Genomic DNA, 17350 nt, shown 5'->3' on the forward strand with positions numbered 1-17350 from the left:
GGCCCCTTCCCGATCGGGAAGGGGCCCTCCGCGCGTTCCGGGGTGGCCGGTCGAGGCCGTGACGGCTGGCCGGTTCAGGCCGTGACGGCGTCCGCCAGCCGCCGCACGGCGGCCGAGGCGGCCTCGACGACCGCGGGGTCCGGCGCCAGCCCGCAGGTGGTCAGCCAGGTGGCCAGCATGCGGTGGCCGCCCTCGGTGAGCACCGACTCGGGGTGGAACTGCACCCCCTCGATCGGCAGCTCCCGGTGCCGCAGCGCCATGACGATGCCCGACGGGGTCGTGCCCGTGACCTCCAGCTCGGCGGGCACGGTCGACGGGTCGACGGCGAGGGAGTGGTAGCGGGTGGCCGTGAAGGGCGAGGGCAACCCCGCGAGCACGCCCTCACCATCGTGGACGACCTGGCTGGTCTTGCCGTGCAGCAGCTCCGGCGCGCGGACCACCTCCGCGCCGAACGCCTCGGCGATCGCCTGGTGCCCCAGGCACACCCCGAACACCGGCGTTCCGGCCCCAGCGGCGGCGCGCACCATCGGCACGGTCACGCCCGCCCCGGCCGGCGTCCCGGGGCCCGGCGACAACAGCACGCCCGCGACGTCGAGATCGGCGAGCTCGTCGACGGACACGGCGTCGTTGCGCCGGACGATGCAGCGCACTCCCAGCTGGCCCAGGTACTGGACCAGGTTGTAGACGAAGCTGTCGAAGTTGTCGACGACGAGGACCGGACGATCGACAGCGGTTCCTGCAACCGTCACTGCGTTCGAGCTCCCTCCGACGGCGTGCGGCCCGGCGGGCGGCAGCCCACGCTCGCCGGTCATCCGGCGGAGGCGTACTCCAGGTCCAGGGGCCCATCGTAGGCGGGCAGGCTGACCGAGGGTCGCTCGCGCACCGTGAAGGTGAGCCCGAAGGCGTCCACCGCCTGCTGGAACACCGCCACCTGGGGCGAGGCGGCCAGCTGCGCGCGCACCGCGGAGGCGTCGGCGATCGCCGCGACGACGAACGGTGGGGAGTAGGTGCGGCCCTGCAGGAGCAGGGTGTTCCCCACGCACCGGACGGCGCTGGTGGCGATGAGCCGCTGGTCCATGATCGCCACCCCGTCCGCCGCGGCCGCCCAGACGGCGTTGACCACGGCTTGCACGTCCGACTGGTGGATCACCAGGTCGTCGGGGCGTGCGTTGACCGGCAGGCTCCCGTCGGGACGGGCCGGGGCGTCGTCCAGGGTGATCACCACACCGGGGCCGGTCAGCGGCACCAGCGCCGCCGACATCGCGCCGGCCTCGGCGGCGCCGGCGGCGGCCGCGACGTCGCTGTTCCGGGTGGCGGCCTGCGCGGTGAGCCGCTCGACCTGACGCTGGAGCTCGCCGAGCTGGTCGGCCTGGTCGGCGATCACTGCGTTTCGCTGGTCGATGAGCTCGGAGAGCTCGGTGACCTCTCCCGCCCGGAGGTCCGTGCCCTGGGCGGTCCGGCCGGAGGTGGCGAACAGCAGGCCGGCCAGCAGGGCCACCACGGGCACCAGAGCGCCCCAGGGCGAGAGGCGGGAGCCTGCGGCGCGGGGCCGCCGGAGGATCGGCCCACGGAGCAGGGAGCGGCTCACGGGCACCTCCTCGGGGTGACGATGCAGGGGCGACGGCATGTGGTTCGGCACCTGCCCTCCCCCGGGAGCTTAGGCTGGGAGCAGTTGCGGCCGGAGGTGACAGCCCGGCCCCGGGAAGGGAGTCCGCACGGTGCCCAAGTCCAAGGTGCGCAAGAAGTCGGCCTACACGCCGCCGGAGGGCGTGCTGCAGTCCCGGTCCGCTCAGGCCCGCGTCGCACAGCCCAGCCCGCGGTGGTGGGCGCCGCTGATGGTCGCCCTGATGCTCCTCGGCTTGCTGTGGATCGTCGTCTACTACGTGGCCGGCGACCGCATCCCCTTCATGGTGTCCCTGTCGGCGTGGAACTTCGCGATCGGGTTCGGCGCCATGGTCGCCGGCCTCGTCATGTCGATGCGCTGGCGCTGACACGCCTGGCCCTCCCGCAGGGTCCCGCCCCCGCGCGTGCGAGAGGTGGGTGCAGGGGGGGTCCTTTCTCAGAGGCCCCTGTCCCCCTCCGGGGACGGGGGCCTCCGTCGTCGCGGGCCGGGCACGGAGCCTTCCGCCGCCGCGCCGCCACCCGGCCGACGCCGGCCGGTGAGCAGCCGGGCGGGGCTGGGGACACTGTGCACAGACGAATGCTTCGTCCACAGGTCGACATGGCGCTCCACCCCCAGGGTTGTCCACCGCGTGTGGAGAGACGGAACGGACCCGCACCGCGCTGACCTGCGGGGATGCCCTCCCTGAGACGTGTGTGACGGGAGCACCACCGGAGTAACTACACCTGTGTGAGTCTGTCCCCAGCTGTGTACCCAGCTGTGGATGTGTCGACATGCATCCACCGGGCGACAGGTGACCGCGGCCCGCCTCTACCCCTGCTGACCTGCGCGTACACGCGCGCCGGTGAGCGCGGGCGCGGAGGTCTTCCACAGCGGCCGGTACCGTTCCGTCCCCGGCGGGTCCCCGGCATCCACAGGCCCGGGAACGACGACGACCCCCGGCCGCGGGGCCGGGGGTCGTCGGGAGCGGGCGTCGCCCGTAGCCGGGCAGATCAGCCGATCAGATCAGCCGGGCAGATCAGCCGATCAGCTCGAGCACGGTGGCGTTGGCCATGCCGCCTCCCTCGCACATCGTCTGCAGGCCGTAGCGGATGCCCTGCGACTGCATCTGGTGCACGAGCGTGGTCATGATGCGCGCACCGGAGCCGCCCAGCGGGTGGCCGAGGGCGATGGCCCCACCGCGCGGGTTGAGCCGGGCCGGATCGGCGCCGATGTCGGCCAGCCACGCCATGGGCACCGGGGCGAAGGCCTCGTTCACCTCGTAGATCCCGATGTCCCCGATCCGCAGGCCGGAGCGGGCGAGCACCTTCTCCGTCGCGGGGATCGGCGCGGTGAGCATGATGACGGGGTCGTCGCCGGCCATGACCGTGGTGTGGATGCGGACCAGGGGCGTCAGGCCCAGCTCCCGGGCCTTGTCGCTGGTGGTGACAAGCAGCGCCGCGGCCCCGTCGGAGATCTGGCTCGCGTTGCCCGCGCTGATGACGCCGTCCTCCTTGAAGGGGGTCTTCAGCGCGGCGAGCTTCTCGAGGGTGCCACCGGGACGGATCCCCTCGTCGGCCCGGACGACCGTCCCGTCGGGCGTCGTCACCGGAGCGATCTCCTCGTCGAAGGCGCCGTCGGCCTGGGCCTTGGCGGCCTTCTCGTGCGAGGCGAGGGAGAACTCGTCGAGCTGGGTCCGGGAGAAGCCCCATCGCTCGGCGATCATCTCTGCACCGATGCCCTGGTTCGGGAAGACGCCGTCGTACCGCTCGAGGAAGCGGGGCCCCAGCGGCTTGCCCGCCGATCCGTCGCCGCGGGCGGCGCCCATCGGGACCCGGCTCATGGACTCGACGCCGCCGGCCACCACGACGTCGGCCTGGCCGCTGATCACGGTGGCCGCGGCGAAGGCGACCGCCTGCTGGGAGGAGCCGCACTGCCGGTCGATCGTGGTGCCCGGCACCGACTCGGGCCAGCCGGCGGCGAGGGCCGCGTTGCGGCCGATGTTGAACGTCTGCTCACCCACCTGGCTCACGCAGCCCCAGAAGACGTCGTCCACGACGCCGGGGTCGATGCCGGCACGCTCTGCCAGCGCGGTGAGGACGTGGGCGGAGAGGTCGACGGCGTGCACGCCGGACAGACCTCCGCCGCGCTTGCCCACCGGGGTGCGCACGGCGGCGCAGATGACGGCATCACGCATGGAGCATCTCCTCGTCGAGACGGTCGCGGCGTGGCCGGCCGGCCACGCCCCAGCCGATGGTATGGCTCACCGGATCGCTGGCAGGCTGGGGTGGTGCAGTGGTCACCCCGGGCCGGCGAGACGGCCGCGCTGGCGGTCCTGGGTGTCGGTCTGGCACTGGCCGTGCTGTTCCTCGACCCCGCCGGCCGCGTCCTCGTGGGGGCGGGCGCCGCGCTGCTGCTCGTCCTCGCGGCGCGGGACCTCCTGGCCCGGCCCCGCCTGACCGCGGGCCCGGACGGCGTCGACGTCCGGAACGTCACCGGGGGAACCCACCTGCCGTGGGCCCGGCTGCGGGTGCGCGTACGGGAGAGCCGGCGGCTCGGCGTCCGCAACCGCACGCTGGAGCTGGACACCGCGCCGGGTCCGGACGACGACGGCGTGCTGGTCGTCCTCGGTCGTCGCGACCTCGGTGCCGATCCGGAGGAGGTCGCCCGGGCGCTGCGCGCCCTCGACCCCACCCCGCGCTAGAGGCTGAGGACGGCGATCGTCGGCACGGTCAGCGCCACCAGCAGGAGGACGACGCCGAGCAGGGCGAGGCCGGGCAGCTGGAGGCCCTGCCGTCGGCGGGTCGCCACGAGGACGCCGGCCGCGAGCGCGCCGGCGACCAGCCCGCCGAGGTGCCCGAGCAGCGAGACCCCCGGCAGGAAGCTGATGAACACGTTGATCAGCAGCAACGTGAGGAGGCCGCGGACGTCCTGCCGTCGGGCCAGCATGAGCACGCCGAGGCCGCCGAGCAGGCCGTAGATGGCCGTGGAGGCACCGGCGACGTAGCCGCCCGGGGCGCCGAAGAGCTGGATCGCGGTGGCGCCGCCCAGAGCGGCCACCAGGTAGAGCCCCAGGAACCGCCACCGGCCCAGCTGGTGCTCCAGCTCGGAGCCGAAGAGCAGCAGGGCGAGCATGTTCATCGCCAGGTGCACCGGCCCGATGTGCAGGAAGGCTGCGGTGATCAGCCGCCACCACTCCCCGAGCTGCACCAGGAACGGCCGCTGCGCCAGGTCGCCGAACACCGGGGACAGGTAGTTGTCCAGGGGCGGGTTCCCGACGCTGACCGCCGAGACCGCCGTGACGACGAACATCGCGACGTTGGCCGCGATCAGGCTGAGGGTGACCGCACCCCAGCGGCGCCCCGCCACCCGCAACCCGCTGGTCCGCCGGGGCGCGCGGACGGAGGCGTTTCCCGCCCGGACGCACTCGGGGCACTGGAACCCCACCGCGGCGGGGATCATGCACTCCGGGCAGATCGGCCGGCCGCACCGCGTGCAGACGATGCCGGTCGGCCGGTCCGGGTGCCGGTAGCAGCAGGCGGGCCCCGTCCTCCCCACCCCTCGCTCGCTCGGGGCGGGCCCCGGGACGGGGCCGTCGTCGGCGTTCGGCGTCAGCTGCGCTGCACCTCGACGGATTCGATGACGACGTCCTCGACGGGCCGGTCGTTGCGGCCGGTCGTCACCTTGGAGATGCGGTCGACGACGTCCCGGCTGGCCTGGTCGGCGACCTCACCGAAGATGGTGTGCCGGCGGTTCAGGTGCGGGGTGGGGCCGACGGTGATGAAGAACTGGGAGCCGTTGGTGCCCGGGCCGGCGTTCGCCATGGCCAGCAGGTAGGGCCGGTCGAACTGCAGCTCGGGGTGGAACTCGTCGCCGAACTGGTAGCCGGGGCCGCCGTATCCCTGCCCGAGCGGGTCACCGCCCTGGATCATGAAGCCGTCGATGATGCGGTGGAAGATCGTGCCGTCGTAGAGCCGGTCGGTGGTCTTCTCACGGGTGGCCGGGTGCGTCCACTCGCGGCGGCCCTCGGCGAGGTCGGCGAAGTTCGCCACCGTCTTCGGCGCGTGGTCCGGGAAGAGGTCGACGGTGATGTCGCCGTGGTTGGTGTGCAGCACCGCGCGGCGGGCGGGGGTCGATTCAGTCACGGGCTCCACTCTGCCACCGATCCGGACGGCGCGACCGGTAGGTCCAGAGACCCTGCCGGTCGCCCGGCCCAGCCGCTACGTTCCGCGCACCGAGCCCGAGCAGCGGAGGACTCCCCATGGATGCCGACCGGACCGCGCCCGACGTCGGCTTCCTGCGCCCGGCCGCCCCGTCTCCCGGCGCCCAGCGGCTGTTCGCCGGGGACCGGGCGGAGGTCGGTCACGTCATGAACCTCTCCCACGCCTGGGCGCACCTGCCCGACGCCCACGAGGCCCTCTTCCGGCTCCTCGGTGAGGCGGCGGACGCCGCCGGGGTCTCGTTCCGGCAACGCGGCGTCCTCGTGGCGGCGGCGGCCGCGGCCCTGCGGGATCCGCACTGCGCGCTGGCGTGGGGCACCCGGCTCGCGGGCGAGACCGACCCCGAGACGGCCGCGGCCGTGCTCGAGGGGGACGACACGCCGCTCGATCCCACCGACCGGGCGCTGGCCCGCTGGGCGCGCAAGCTGGTCCACGACCCCAACGCGACTGATCCCGGGGACGTGCAGGCGTTGCGCGATGCCGGGTTCGACGACGCGCGCATCGCGGCGCTCACGCTCTACATCGCGCTGCGGATCGCGTTCTCGACGGTGAACGAGGCCCTGGGGGCCCGCCCCGACCGTGAGCTGTTCGACCGCGCGCCCGCCGCCGTCCGTGGCGCCGTGACGTTCGGTCGGCCCGTCGCCGGACGTCCGGAGGCATGACCCACGTCGGCAGCACGGGTCGTCCAGCTCCGTGGACCCCGGACCGACGTCGTCGCCGTCCGGCAGGAGCCGGTCCGGATGGTGCGGCGTGGAGACGAGGGGAATCGAACCCCTAACCCCCGCCTTGCAAAGGCGGTGCTCTGCCAATTGAGCTACGTCCCCCGGGGCTGCGCGCAGCCCGGGTGGTTCAGCGGTCGGTGGGTGTGCTGACGGCGCCGGGACCGCGGGTGGCCTCGTGCCACAGGTCCGCCTCAACCTTGCCACCGGAGCGCTTCCGCACCGCCGCAAGGGCACCGGCGGCGATGGCGGCCAGGGCCAGCTTCTTCAGCACGCGGAGTACCTCCTCGTCCGTTCGGCGCACCGCCGGGACGGTGACCGTTACGGCGTTCGGCGCCGGAGGCTTGTGCATCCGACGAACTGGCACACGGGTGGGCCTGGGAGGACTTGAACCTCCGGCCTCATCCTTATCAGGGATGCGCTCTAACCGCCTGAGCTACAGGCCCGTGAACCTCGCACAGCTTACCTTCCCCCGATTCCTGACCGGCGGGAGGGGGGAGCCTCACGCCGAGTGGGACCCGGAGGGTCACGCGCAGGCCCCCGGCCCCGTCCACGGGCTCGCCCCGAGCGTGCGAGGCAGGCGGCCTCGTCGCAGGGGCCCACCGCGAGCCTCCGAGTGGTGGGGGGCGACGGTGTCCTTCCAGAGGTTCTTTCTCAGTCGCGCTCGGAGAGCGTGAGCTCCAGGCCGCCCACCAGGTCGGAGCACAGGTTGTAGATGAACGTGCCCACCGTGCACAACGCCGTCATCAGCACGATGTTGATGGCGCCGATGACCGCCGCACCGCCGAACACCAGGCCCGGGGTGACGACGTCGCCGGTGTCCTCCGAACCCGACGCCGACCCGATCTGGCCGAACAGCGTGTTGACCGTGTCGAAGACGCCGAGGGAGTTGAGCACCCCGTAGAGGACGCCGACGGCCACCATCCAGATGAAGAACAAGGCGATCGACAAGACCAGCGAGATCTTCAGCGCGGACCAGGTGTCGATGTGCCGCAGCTGCAGCCGGGCGCGCCGGGGGCCCCGACCGCCCGGCCGCGAGGCGCCGCGGGCACGGCCCCGGCCGGATGCCGCGCCGCCGTCTGTCGGGCCCTTGGCCGTCTCCGGCGCGGCCGGCGCGCTCCCCGTGACCGGAGGCACGGGCGGGGCTCCGGGGGGCCCGCCGGTGGGCTGAGCGGCCGGCGCAGCCGCGGCAGGCGAACCCGCGACCGTGGCACCCGTGGGCGTGCTGCCGGTGGCCGGCGCCTGGGCGCGCTGGCTGCCCGTCGTCGGGATGGCCTGGGTGGCCGAGACCGGCGGGGACGAGCTCGCGGCCGCGCCGTCCGACGGGGTGGCCTCCCCGGCCGGGGCCTCGGTGCGCACCGAACCGTGCGTCCGGTCGCTCATGCCAGTCTCCCCAATTCCGGGCGGCGCAGGCCGCTCCCCAGCGGGACCTGACCGGTTCCGCTGCCATCTGCGCTCAGATTAGGCGTCGGGCTCGTCATTGTCCGTCGTACGGGCGATTGCCACGATGGACACGTCCTCCGGCAAGTTCATGAGCTTGACGCCCATCGTGGCGCGGTCCTTGTTGTGCCGCACGCCGTTGACCGGCGTCCGGATCACGCCGCCGCCCGAGGTGATCGCGTACAGCTCGTCGCCGAGGGTCACCGCCAGCGCGCCGACGAGAGCGCCCTTGCGCGCCTTCGGGTCGGCGGTGAGCACGCCCTTGCCGCCCCGGCCCTGGTTCGGGTAGTTCTCGATACCGGTGCGCTTGGCGTACCCGCGCTCGGTCGCCACCAGGACGTCGACGCCCTCCTGCACGACGATCATCGACAGCAGCCGGTCGTCGTCGGCCAGCGAGATGCCCCGGACACCCTCGGTCGCGCGCCCCATCGGCCGCAGTGCGGCGTCGTCGGCCTTGAACCGGATCGACATGGCCTTCCGGGTGACCAGGAGCAGGTCGGAGTCCGCGTCGATGAGCGCGGCACCGACGAGCTCGTCGTTCTCCCGCAGGTTGATCGCGATCACGCCGCCGCTGCGCGGGGAGTCGAAGTCGGTCAGGCGGGTCTTCTTCACCTGCCCGTTCGCGGTGGCCAGGACGAGGTACGGGGCCACCCCGTAGTCCTTGATCTGCATGACCTGGGCGATCCGCTCGTCGGGCTGGAACGCCAGGATGTTGGCCACGTGCGCCCCGCGGGCCGTGCGGTTGGCCTCCGGCAGCTCGTAGGCCTTCGCGCGGTAGACCCGGCCCTTGTTCGTGAAGAACAGGATCCAGTCGTGGGTGGACCCCACGAAGAAGTGGTCGACGATGTCGTCCTGCTTGAGGGCCGCACCCATCACGCCCTTGCCGCCGCGGCGCTGCGACCGGTAGAGGTCGCTCTTGGTCCGCTTGGCGTACCCGGTGCGGGTGATGGTGACGACGACCTCCTCCTCCGCGATGAGGTCCTCCATCGAGACGTCGCCCTCGTTCGCCACGAACTTGGTGCGGCGATCGTCGCCGTACTTCTCCACGATCTCGCCGAGCTCGTCGCGGATGATCTGCCGCTGCCGCTCGGGGGAGGCGAGGATGGCCTGCAGGTCGGCGATCCGGGCCTCGATCTCGGCCAGCTCGTCCATGATCCGCTGCCGCTCGAGGGCGGCCAGCCGGCGCAGCTGCAGGTCGAGGATCGAGACGGCCTGGATCTCGTCGACGTCGAGCAGCTCCATCAGACCGGTCCGGGCCTCGTCGGCCGACGGGCTGCTCCGGATCAGCGCGATGACCGCGTCGAGCTGGTCGAGCGCCTTGGCCCAGCCGCGCAGGATGTGCGCGCGCTCCTCGGCCTTGCGCAGCCGGTAGCGCGTGCGCCGCTGGATGACGTCGATCTGGTGGTTGACGTAGAGCCGGACCAGCTCGTCGAGCCGCAGCGTCCGCGGGACGCCGTCGACGATGGAGAGCATGTTGCAGCCGAAGGAGGTCTGCAGCTGGGTGTGCTTGTACAGGTTGTTGAGCACGACCTTGGCCACGGCGTCGCGGCGCAGGGTGATGACCAGCCGGCGGCCGACGCGGTCGCTGGACTCGTCGGCGATCTCGCTGATGCCCTGCAGGCGGCCGTCCTTGACGCCCTCGGCGATCGCCTCGGCCAGGTTGTCCGGGTTGACCTGGTACGGCAGCTCGGTGACGACGAGCTGCACCCGGCCCCTGGCGTCCTCCTCGACCGTGACGACGGCGCGCATGCGCACCGAGCCGCGTCCGGTGCGGTAGGCGTCCTCGATGCCCTCCCGTCCGACGATGAGGCCGTACGTCGGGAAGTCGGGGCCCTTGATCCGCTCCATGCAGGCGGTCAGTGCCTCTTCCGGCTCGGCGTCGGGGTGCTCGAGCATCCAGAAGACGGCGTCGGCCACCTCGCGGAGGTTGTGCGGCGGCATGTTGGTGGCCATGCCGACGGCGATGCCGGCAGACCCGTTGATGAGCAGGTTGGGGATGCGCCCCGGCAGGACCAGCGGCTCCTGGTTCTTGCCGTCGTAGTTGGGCTGGAAGTCGACGGTCTCCTCGTCGATGTTCGCCAGCATCTCCATGGCCAGCGGGGTCAGCCGCGCCTCGGTGTACCGCATCGCGGCGGCCGGGTCGTTGCCGGGCGAGCCGAAGTTGCCCTGCCCGTCGATCAGCGGGTAGCGCATCGACCACGGCTGCGCGAGCCGCACGAGCGCGTCGTAGATCGCGCCGTCGCCGTGGGGGTGGTAGTTACCCATGACCTCGCCGACGACGCGCGCGCACTTCACGTAGGCGCGGTCGGGGCGGAAGCCCTGGTCGTACATGGCGTAGAGGACCCGGCGGTGCACCGGCTTGAGGCCGTCGCGCACCTCCGGCAGCGCGCGGCCGACGATGACCGACATCGCGTAGTCGATGTAGCTGCGCTGCATCTCCTGCTGGAGGTCGACCGGCTCGACGCGGTCGCGGGGCGGGGTCTCGGTCACGTTCAGGTCTCCACAGGTCGGTGCACAGTCGGTGGACGAAGTTCCTGGTCAGACGGCCGCTCTACCGAGCCGGCCGGGGAGGGCCCCGTCCGGAGGCTCACCGCGAGCTCGCGAGCGGTGAGGAGGACGGGGCCTCTCTCAGACGTCGAGGAAGCGGACGTCCTTGGCGTTGCGGGTGATGAAGCTGCGGCGGGCCTCGACGTCCTCGCCCATCAGCACGCTGAACAGCTCGTCGGCGGTCGCGGCGTCCTCGAGGGTGACCTGCAGGAGGATGCGGGTCTCGGGGTTCATGGTGGTCTCCCACAGCTCGGTGGCGTTCATCTCGCCGAGGCCCTTGAACCGCTGGATCATCTCGTCGCGGACCTTGCGGCCCTCCTCCTTGCCGGCCTTGAGCAAGGCGTCGCGCTCGCGGTCGGAGTAGGCGTACTGGTCACCCCACTTGCCGCCCCACTTGATCTTGTACAGCGGCGGCTGGGCCAGGTAGACGTGGCCGGCCTCGACCAGCGGCCGCATGAAGCGGAACAGCAGGGTCAGCAGCAGCGTGCGGATGTGCTGGCCGTCGACGTCGGCGTCGGCCATCAGCACGATCTTGTGATAGCGCAGCTTGCTGAGGTCGAACTCGTCGTGGATGCCCGTGCCGAAGGCGGTGATCATCGACTGGACCTCGGTGTTCTTGAGGACCCGGTCGATGCGCGCCTTCTCGACGTTGATGATCTTGCCCCGGATGGGCAGGATCGCCTGGAACATCGAGTCACGGCCGGACTTGGCCGAGCCGCCGGCCGAGTCGCCCTCGACGATGTAGACCTCGGAGTTGCGCGGGTCGGTCGAGCGGCAGTCGGCGAGCTTGCCCGGCAGCGAGTTGTTGCTCAGCAGGTTCTTGCGGGCGAGCTTCCGGGCGTCCTGCGCCGCGCGCCGGGCCCGGGCCGCCGACGAGGCCTTGTTGATGATCGTCTTGGCCTCGGTCGGGTTGGCCTCGAACCAGTGCGCGATCTGCTCGTTGCAGACCTTCTGCACGAAACCCTTGACCTCGGTGTTGCCGAGCTTGGTCTTGGTCTGGCCCTCGAACTGCGGGTCGCCGATCTTCACCGAGACGATGGCCGCCAGGCCCTCGCGGATGTCCTCACCCGTGAGCTTTTCGTCCTTGGCCTTGAAGAGCTTCTTCTCCTCGGCGTACCGGTTCACGATCGAGGTCAGCGCGGTGCGGAAGCCCTCCTCGTGGGTGCCGCCCTCGTGCGTGTTGATCGTGTTGGCGAACGAGTACACCGACTCGGAGTACGCCTCGGACCACTGCATGGCGACGTCGACCGACATCCGCATGTCGTTCTTGCCGAGGCCCTCGGCGCCGAAGCTGATGATCGACCGGTGGATGGGGGACTTCTTCGCGTTGATGTGCGCGACGTAGTCCTCGAGGCCCCCGTCGTACTTGTACGTGATCTCGGTGGCCTCGAAGGCCTCGCTCTCGGCGCCCGGCTCGGGAGCGGCCTCGGCGAGGGTGATCTCCTCGGCCATGCCGGTCTCGACCTTGCTGTGCCCGGGGCGCTCGTCGCGCAGGACGATGGTCAGCCCCTTGTTGAGGAAGGCCATCTCCTGCAGCCGGCGGCTGATCGTGTCGAACGAGTACGTCGTCGTCTCGAAGATGTCGCCGTCGGCCCAGAAGGTGATCTGGGTGCCGCGCTTCTTCGTGGGGCCGACCTTCTCCAGCGGGCCCGGCTTGGCCAGGTCGTAGGACTGGTGCCACTCGGTGCCGTCACGCCAGATGCGGACGTCGAGCCGCTTGGACAGCGCGTTGACGACCGTGACGCCCACGCCGTGCAGGCCGCCGGACACCGCGTAGCTCTTGCCGTCGAACTTGCCGCCCGCGTGGAGGACGGTCATGACGACCTCGACGGTGGGGCGCTTCTCGACCGGGTGCATGTCCACGGGGATGCCGCGGCCGTTGTCCTCGACCCGGACGCCGCCGTCGGCCAGCAGGGTCACCCGCACGGTGTCGCAGTGACCGGCCAGGGCCTCGTCGACGGAGTTGTCCACGACCTCCCACACCATGTGGTGCAGGCCCCGCTCACCGGTGGAACCGATGTACATACCGGGGCGCTTGCGCACCGCCTCGAGACCCTCGAGGACGGTGATGGAACTGCCGGAGTAGGCGTTCTCCGGCGCACTGGTCTTCGGTCGAGCGACCACGTGGGGCCTTCCTTTCGCGCAACCGGCACGCGGCTCCCCGATACTGACGAGGAAGCGCGACGGCGCAGAACGGAACTGCGCTTCAGGGGCGCAGAACGACGCTGGGCCGGTTGCTGGCGGTTTCTGCTCTCCAGGATACCGGGTCCACCGACAGGAATGCCGCCGTCCACGCCCTCACGCCGTGTCTGAGCCCCTTCGGGCTCCTTTGCCACCACCGGTGCTGCCCCCAGGACGGACACGCCGTCCTCGGAGGGCTGGCGCCTCGATGCCCGGCCACCCGGCGGGACCTCCCCGGCGAACGGACACTCGGGTCATGCCCGCCCCTGGTCCCACCGGTCCCCCCGGCCCCGCGCCGGAGGCGCCGCTCACCTGTCTGGTCACCGGCGCCACCGGCTACATCGGCGGCCGGCTGGTCCCGGAGCTGCTGGCCGCGGGGCACCGGGTCCGGGTGCTCAGCCGTTCCCCCGAGCGGCTGCGGGACCGGCCCTGGGCCGGGCAGGTCGAGGTGGTCCCGGGCGACGCCGCGGACCGGGATCAGGTGGCCCGGGCGTGCGCGGGATCCGACGTCGTCTACTACCTGATCCACGCGCTGGGATCGGGCCCGGAGTTCGAGGCGACCGACCGGGTGACGGCCGGCGTCATGGCCCGGGCCGCACGGGAGGCCGGCGTCGGCCGGCTGGTCTACCTGGGCGCGCTCGAGCCGCGCGGCGAGCAGCTGTCCCCGCACCTGCGCTCCCGCACCGAGGTGGCCGAGATCCTGCTGGCCTCCGGCGTGCCCACGGCCGTGCTGCGCGCGGCGGTCGTCCTCGGCTCGGGATCGGCCTCGTTCGAGATGCTGCGCTATCTCACCGAGCGGCTGCCGGTGATGGTGACGCCCCGATGGGTGCACAGCCGCATCCAGCCGATCGCCGTCCGCGACGTCCTCCGCTACCTGGTCGGGTGCGCGCGGCTACCCGGGTCGGTGCACCGGGGCTTCGACATCGGCGGGCCCGACGTCATGACCTACGCCGAGATGATGCAGCGGTACGCAGCCGTCGCAGGTCTCCCCCGACGCCGGATCGTGCCGGTCCCGCTGTTCACGCCGTCGCTCTCCAGCCACTGGGTCGGCCTGGTCACCCCGGTTCCGGCCGGCATCGCCCGGCCGCTGGTGGAGTCCCTGCGCAACACCGTCGTCTGCCGTGAGCACGACATTGCCGAGTACGTCCCCGATCCACCCGAGGGGCTGCTCGGTTTCGACGAGGCCGTGCGGCTGGCCGTCGCCCGGGTCCGGCACTCCGCCGTCGCGACCCGATGGTCGGGCGCCTCCGTGCCCGGAGCTCCGTCGGACCCGCTGCCCAGCGACCCGCACTGGGCCGGCGGCAGCCTCTACGTCGACGAGCGGACCAGTACGACGACGGCGACGCCCGAGGCGCTGTGGCGGGTCGTGGAGGGCATCGGCGGGGAGCGTGGCTGGTACTCCTTCCCGCTGGCCTGGGAGGTGCGCGGGTGGCTGGACCGGCTGGTCGGCGGGGTCGGCCTGCGCCGAGGACGGCGGGACGCGCACGAGCTCTACGTCGGCGACGCCCTCGACTTCTGGCGCGTGGAGGAGCTGGCGGAGGGTCGCCTGCTGCGCCTGCGTGCGGAGATGCGGCTGCCCGGGCTCGCCTGGCTCGAGTTCCACGTGGAACACGACGACCCGGGGGACGGCGCCGGGAACACGCGCACCGTGCTGCGGCAGCGGGCGACCTTCGCCCCGCGCGGACTGGCCGGGCACGCCTACTGGTGGGCGGTCGCCGTCTTCCACGGCTTCGTCTTCGGCGGGATGCTGCGCGGTATCACCCGCGCGGCCGAGCAGCGGACCTGACACGGGCAGCGGCGGGCGCGGTCCCGGCCGTCCCGCAGGGCCCCCCGAGCCCCGTGACGTGCTGGAACGGCCCCGTTCCAGGCCCGCGCCGAGCTCGCGAGGGGCGGGGAGGGAGTGATCCTCTCTAGACGAGCAGCTGCGCGGTGGCCAGCTCCCGGTAGAGCGGGCTGCTCTCCACCAGCTCGTCGTGGGTCCCGCGGGCCACGACCCGCCCGCCGTCCAGCACGACGATCTCGTCGCTGTCGAGCACGGTGGACAGCCGGTGGGCGACCACCAGCAGGGCGCGGTCGGCCGCGGCCGCCGCGAGGGTGTCCCGGAGCAGGCCCTCGTTGCGCGCGTCCAGGCTCGCGGTCGGCTCGTCGAGCAGCAGCAGCTGCGGACGCGCCAGCAGCGACCGGGCGATGGCCAGCCGCTGCCGTTCGCCGCCGGACAGGAGGACGCCCTCGTCGCCCACCGGCACGTCGAGCCCGCGGGGGGAGCGCCGCACGACGTCGGTGAGCCCCACGTCGGCGAGGACCGCCCACAGCTCGGGATCGGTGGCCTCCGGGCGGGTGAGCAGGAGGTTGTCCCGCACGGTGCCGGCGAGCACGGGAGCCTCCTGCTCGACGTAGCCGAGCCGGGCGCGCAGGGCGGCCCGGGGCAGTTCCCGGACGTCGGTGCCCCGCCACCGGATGGTCCCGTCCGTGACGGGGTAGAACCCCTCGATCAGCGCGAGCACCGTCGACTTCCCCGCCCCGGAGGGACCTACCAGCGCGACGCGGCTGCCCTCGGGGACCTGCAGGGAGACCCCGCGGAGCACCTCGGTGCCGTCGGGATACGTGAACCAGACGTCGTCGAGCTCGAGCAGGGGCACCGGCCGGACCGGCACCGCAGGCGTCCCGACCGCCGCCGGTCGCTCCGGGCGCTGGTCGTCCTCGGGCGGCAGGCCGAGGATCTCCTGGATCCGCGCCAGCGCACCGAGCCCGGTCTGCAGCTGCGTCCACGCGGCGATCGCCTGACCCAGCGGCATGACCAGCAGGAACAGGTAGAGGATGAACGCGACGAGGTCGGCGACGCTGATCGAGCCCTGCGCGACGCGGTAGCCGCCGACGCCGAGGACGGCGAGGAACGCCCCCTGGACGGCGACCGATCCGGCGGGCGAGACCAGCGCCTCGAGCCGGGCCACCCGGACGCCGGAGCGGTAGGCCCGGACCGCGCTCTCGCCTACGGCGGTGACCTCGCGGGCGGTGGCGCCGCTGGCGCGGATGGTCCGCACCGCCGACAGGGCCCGTTCCACCGCCGCGGTCATGGCCCCGACCTCCTCCTGCGCCTCCCGGGAGAGCCGGCGCACCCCGCGCGAGGCCAGGACGGCGGTGGTCGCCCCGACCGCGACGGCGGCCACGGTGAGCAGCAGGAGCCAGGCGTCGACCAGCGCCATGGCGACCAGCGCGCCGATGCCGACCACCGCGGAGCCGGCCACCTCGACGATCCCGGACGTGACGGTGGCGCGCAGCAGCGTGGTGTCGGCACCGACGCGGGACATGAGGTCGCCGGTCCGCCGGCGGTCGTACTCCGCGACGGGCAGCCGCAGCAGGCGGTCGGCCAGCAATCGGCGGGTCGTCAGCACCACGCCCTCGGCGGTGCGCTGCAGCAGGTACTGCTGCGCCGCACCGAGCGCCGAGGCGGCGACCAGGACCACCACGAGCAGCGCGACGGCCGGCCCCAGGGGCCTCCCCGAGCCGACGACGTCGATGACGCGGCCGACCAGTGCCGGCTGGGCCAGGGCGCCGCCCGCGGCGACCAGCGACAGCGCGGCGGCCAGCGCGAGCGAGCGCCGGTGCGGCCGCAGCAGGGGCAGCAGCTCGCGCAGGCCGGCCGTCGGGGCCGGCGCGCCGGGCCCGACGGCCGCCGCCTGGTCACCGGTCAGGGGATCGCCCGGGATCAGATGCCGACGGCGAGCGCGGCGACGATCGCGGTGAGCAACCGCGTGTGGTGCTCGATCAGCTGCGGGCGGTGCCCGTCGGGCCGGACGGCGGCCACGTGGCCGGCGCCGGTCCAGAACTCGTCGCCGTCGTCGGTGCCGAGCAGCAGTCCCTGGACCGCGGGGTCCTGCGCGAGGCGGCGGACCTGCGGCCCGTCCTCGGCGGCGAGGAGCTGCCAGCGCCGGTCGAAGTCCGCGTTCCCGCTCACCACGGGCAGCAGGCCCCCGATGCGGTGTTTCCACAGCCGCGCCGGCGAGAGCCGGAGCGTCGGCACGCTGCCCAGCAGCGGAGCCGCGGTCACCGCGTACTTGGCTACCCACTCCCGGCCCCACGGGTAGACGACGTCGAAGGCGACGAGCTCCACCGCCCCTGCCCGGCCGCGCAGCACGCCCGCGGGACGGGCCTCCTTGCCGGGCCGCACGGGGCAGGTGGCCAGCAGGTCGGTCAGGACGGCGTCCTCGGGCCCACTGCCGTCGGAGACGGTCCAGCCGTGGTGGAGAGCCCAGCTCTGCGCCCCGAGCTGGTTTCCCTCGTAGGTGAAGGCCCGCTCCATCTCGGGGTCCCGGGCCCGCGCACGGGAACCGAACAGACCTCCCCGGGGGCGCTCCGGAGCAGCCGGTGGTGCCTGCGGCGGCGCCCACGAGGGATCGGCCCCGGGCGGCTGGCGGTCTCGATCCGGGGTGGTTGCCGGGAGGTCCCAGCCGGGCGGCTGCCACGGATCGCTGCCGGCGACCGGCTCGTCGTCCCGCGGCCGCTTGCGGCGGTCGGCGATGTTGGGCTCGTCGGCGCCCGGTCCGCCGCCACCGAGATGCCCCGGCTCCTGCCAGCCGCTGCCGTCGTCCGGGCCGCCTTCGAAACCGTTCCGGTCCCGCGGGGTGCTCATCGCTGCCCTTCCG

General features: G+C 73.0%; 15 protein-coding genes and 2 tRNA genes. 4 read left to right on the forward strand and 13 right to left on the reverse strand.

Annotated elements, in window-relative coordinates:
- Positions 1-74 precede the first annotated feature (74 nt).
- Together ACFSHS_RS13205 and ACFSHS_RS13210 are read right to left on the reverse strand one after the other, a co-directional pair.
- The gene (locus tag ACFSHS_RS13205; protein WP_376876604.1) at positions 75-749 is read right to left on the reverse strand and encodes an aminodeoxychorismate/anthranilate synthase component II; all 675 of its coding nucleotides are present in this window, start codon (positions 747-749) and stop codon (positions 75-77) included.
- 59 nt (positions 750-808) lie between these two features.
- Positions 809-1588: a DUF881 domain-containing protein gene (locus ACFSHS_RS13210; RefSeq protein ID WP_376876607.1), complete on the reverse strand. Its 780-nt coding sequence runs from the start codon at positions 1586-1588 to the stop codon at positions 809-811.
- 130 nt (positions 1589-1718) lie between these two features.
- On the opposite strand from ACFSHS_RS13210, the gene crgA reads away from it, so the two are divergent.
- Positions 1719-1991 carry a cell division protein CrgA gene (crgA, locus tag ACFSHS_RS13215; protein ID WP_376876610.1) on the forward strand — a complete coding sequence of 91 codons (273 nt, stop codon included), beginning with the start codon at positions 1719-1721 and terminating at the stop codon, positions 1989-1991.
- Positions 1992-2639: 648 nt separating this feature from the next.
- Here the strand turns inward: crgA and ACFSHS_RS13220 are convergent.
- On the reverse strand, positions 2640-3797 hold the full coding sequence (locus ACFSHS_RS13220) for a thiolase family protein (RefSeq protein WP_376876613.1): 1158 nt from the start codon (positions 3795-3797) through the stop codon (positions 2640-2642).
- 93 nt (positions 3798-3890) lie between these two features.
- Between ACFSHS_RS13220 and ACFSHS_RS13225 the strand changes: the two genes are divergently transcribed.
- Complete coding sequence (locus tag ACFSHS_RS13225) at positions 3891-4304, forward strand: PH domain-containing protein (protein ID WP_376876616.1); 414 nt, start codon at positions 3891-3893, stop codon at positions 4302-4304.
- Here the strand turns inward: ACFSHS_RS13225 and ACFSHS_RS13230 are convergent.
- Complete coding sequence (locus ACFSHS_RS13230; RefSeq protein ID WP_376876619.1) at positions 4301-5062, reverse strand: rhomboid family intramembrane serine protease; 762 nt, start codon at positions 5060-5062, stop codon at positions 4301-4303. The two genes, ACFSHS_RS13225 and ACFSHS_RS13230, sit on opposite strands and share 4 nt — an antisense overlap.
- Before the next feature lie 149 nt (positions 5063-5211).
- On the reverse strand, positions 5212-5745 hold the full coding sequence (locus tag ACFSHS_RS13235; RefSeq protein ID WP_376876622.1) for a peptidylprolyl isomerase: 534 nt from the start codon (positions 5743-5745) through the stop codon (positions 5212-5214).
- 116 nt (positions 5746-5861) lie between these two features.
- Here ACFSHS_RS13235 and ACFSHS_RS13240 point away from each other — a divergent pair, with 116 nt between their 5' ends.
- A complete protein-coding gene (locus ACFSHS_RS13240) occupies positions 5862-6482 on the forward strand; it encodes a carboxymuconolactone decarboxylase family protein (protein WP_376876625.1) in 621 nt (206 codons plus the stop codon).
- A gap of 89 nt (positions 6483-6571) precedes the next feature.
- Here the strand turns inward: ACFSHS_RS13240 and ACFSHS_RS13245 are convergent.
- From ACFSHS_RS13245 to gyrB, 6 genes are all read right to left on the reverse strand, one after another.
- A tRNA-Ala gene (locus ACFSHS_RS13245) sits at positions 6572-6644 on the reverse strand.
- 25 nt (positions 6645-6669) lie between these two features.
- Complete coding sequence (locus ACFSHS_RS13250) at positions 6670-6843, reverse strand: DLW-39 family protein (protein WP_376876628.1); 174 nt, start codon at positions 6841-6843, stop codon at positions 6670-6672.
- Positions 6844-6911: 68 nt separating this feature from the next.
- Positions 6912-6985: transfer RNA gene (locus ACFSHS_RS13255), tRNA-Ile, on the reverse strand.
- Between the two features lie 208 nt (positions 6986-7193).
- Positions 7194-7922, reverse strand: coding sequence for a DUF3566 domain-containing protein (locus ACFSHS_RS13260; RefSeq protein WP_376876631.1), 729 nt, complete (start codon positions 7920-7922; stop codon positions 7194-7196).
- 78 nt (positions 7923-8000) lie between these two features.
- A complete protein-coding gene (gene gyrA, locus ACFSHS_RS13265) occupies positions 8001-10469 on the reverse strand; it encodes a DNA gyrase subunit A (RefSeq protein ID WP_376876634.1) in 2469 nt (822 codons plus the stop codon).
- A 138-nt stretch (positions 10470-10607) separates the two neighbouring features.
- Positions 10608-12650, reverse strand: a complete 2043-nt coding sequence (gyrB, locus tag ACFSHS_RS13270) for a DNA topoisomerase (ATP-hydrolyzing) subunit B (protein ID WP_376876636.1) — start codon at positions 12648-12650, stop codon at positions 10608-10610.
- Between the two features lie 313 nt (positions 12651-12963).
- Here gyrB and ACFSHS_RS13275 point away from each other — a divergent pair, with 313 nt between their 5' ends.
- Positions 12964-14493 carry an SDR family oxidoreductase gene (locus ACFSHS_RS13275; RefSeq protein WP_376876638.1) on the forward strand — a complete coding sequence of 510 codons (1530 nt, stop codon included), beginning with the start codon at positions 12964-12966 and terminating at the stop codon, positions 14491-14493.
- A 124-nt stretch (positions 14494-14617) separates the two neighbouring features.
- Here ACFSHS_RS13275 and ACFSHS_RS13280 read toward each other — a convergent pair whose 3' ends face one another.
- Both ACFSHS_RS13280 and ACFSHS_RS13285 read right to left on the reverse strand, forming a co-directional pair.
- On the reverse strand, positions 14618-16417 hold the full coding sequence (locus ACFSHS_RS13280; protein ID WP_376876865.1) for an ABC transporter ATP-binding protein: 1800 nt from the start codon (positions 16415-16417) through the stop codon (positions 14618-14620).
- The gene (locus tag ACFSHS_RS13285; RefSeq protein ID WP_376876641.1) at positions 16414-17337 is read right to left on the reverse strand and encodes a hypothetical protein; all 924 of its coding nucleotides are present in this window, start codon (positions 17335-17337) and stop codon (positions 16414-16416) included. The genes ACFSHS_RS13280 and ACFSHS_RS13285 overlap by 4 nt, the downstream gene beginning before the upstream one ends.
- Between the last annotated feature and the right edge of the window lie 13 nt (positions 17338-17350).

Source organism: Blastococcus deserti (genome assembly GCF_042682525.1).
GTDB lineage: Bacteria > Actinomycetota > Actinomycetes > Mycobacteriales > Geodermatophilaceae > Blastococcus_B > Blastococcus_B deserti.

Excerpts from the sequence above, each read along its gene's own strand:
- ACFSHS_RS13275 (WP_376876638.1), top strand. The coding sequence starts at position 12,964 with ATGCCCGCCCCTGGTCCCACCGGTCCCCCCGGCCCCGCGCCGGAGGCG.
- ACFSHS_RS13260 (WP_376876631.1), bottom strand. The coding sequence starts at position 7,922 with ATGAGCGACCGGACGCACGGTTCGGTGCGCACCGAGGCCCCGGCCGGG.
- ACFSHS_RS13240 (WP_376876625.1), top strand. The coding sequence starts at position 5,862 with ATGGATGCCGACCGGACCGCGCCCGACGTCGGCTTCCTGCGCCCGGCC.
- ACFSHS_RS13230 (WP_376876619.1), bottom strand. The coding sequence starts at position 5,062 with ATGATCCCCGCCGCGGTGGGGTTCCAGTGCCCCGAGTGCGTCCGGGCG.
- ACFSHS_RS13220 (WP_376876613.1), bottom strand. The coding sequence starts at position 3,797 with ATGCGTGATGCCGTCATCTGCGCCGCCGTGCGCACCCCGGTGGGCAAG.
- ACFSHS_RS13285 (WP_376876641.1), bottom strand. The coding sequence starts at position 17,337 with ATGAGCACCCCGCGGGACCGGAACGGTTTCGAAGGCGGCCCGGACGAC.